Below are 1,190 nucleotides of genomic sequence, written 5' to 3' on the forward strand. Positions count from 1 at the left end.
TCTTCAAAAAACAACGAACTGCTCAGTCATCGCATGAATGTCTCGTCGTTTTTTATCAGTAAGTGATGCTTGACAACTTAAGCATTTTTCAGTTTTGTCAAGGGCTTATTTCCATCCTTGGGAAAAGGGCTGAGGTCTATAATTTTCTGAGGTTTGCGCAGTGGCTTGATGACACTCAGATCTCGATTTTCCGGAGCTGTTAGATAGGCAATCGGGTCCGTCGCTGTCCCTTTGTTGTAGGCCGTATTGAAATGGTAAAGACCTCGCCACACCATTTCAGGGGAAATCCGGTCTAAGGGCAATTGCACTGCATCCGCGACCGCATCAGACAAGTCAAATAACACCGCATACATGATCCAGGTGGCCCAAATTTGCAGCTTGATGCCGTTGATGGAGCCAGTCCACAGATAGCCCAGCCCCAGCAGACGTTTAACCAGATGAAAGGCATCTTCAATGCGCCATCGACGGGCATATAAATCAGCCACCACATACGGGGGCAGAGTGTGCGGGTCTACTACTGAGGTGAGATAGCGATAGGTGCCTTTGCCCTTACGAATCGAAATTAAGCGCAGTTGAAATTGCCCCGATGCCACCGTGCCGACTTCAATGATCTCGTCGGTGTGTTTAACGCTCTGGCTGAGCGTTTTGACCACCGTGTAGGAGAGATTCGACTTCCCCAAAATAATGAACGCCACGGAATGGTCCATCAAGCGTTTCCACCATTCAAAATCGTAGAAGCCTCGGTCAAGCACCAAGAGCACCTTGGAGATATTCTGGGTCGCTAAATTGAATAAGTCGTCTAGAAATTGGCAATCATGAGCTTTGGCATCTTCATTGAACCAAATCTCTATCGGTAACTGAGAGCCTAATTCAATGACCGTGCATATTTTTCCGGCTAGTTGACCCACGGGCACATCCTTAAGGCTATCGAGCTTACGAAAGAGCGCTTCGAGCACTGAACCATCTGCCGTCCAGATATGCTCAAAGGATTTGAGTCCATAGGCAATGCTCGGCGCGACGGGACGAGAGCGCTCTGACCAGCGAGTCTTCAACAGGGGTAACAAGTCCTTGAACACCCGTTCAAAGACGCTGGACGGAAACTCCAAAAAACGTTTAGAAACCGCTTGACGACTGACCGTTACCGCTTTTGCCCACAGTAGATCCTCTCGGTTGAGTAGGCGGGTTAATTA

The 1,190-nt window shown here is 48.7% G+C and carries 1 pseudogene; it reads right to left on the reverse strand.

From position 1 onward, the window contains the following. Positions 1–77: 77 nt before the first annotated feature. Positions 78–1,163 (reverse strand): annotated as a pseudogene (locus F6K52_RS36545) (IS4 family transposase); the annotation flags it as partial. Positions 1,164–1,190 lie beyond the last annotated feature (27 nt).

This window comes from Moorena sp. SIO3H5 (genome assembly GCF_010692395.1).
Taxonomy (GTDB): Bacteria; Cyanobacteriota; Cyanobacteriia; order Cyanobacteriales; family Coleofasciculaceae; genus Moorena.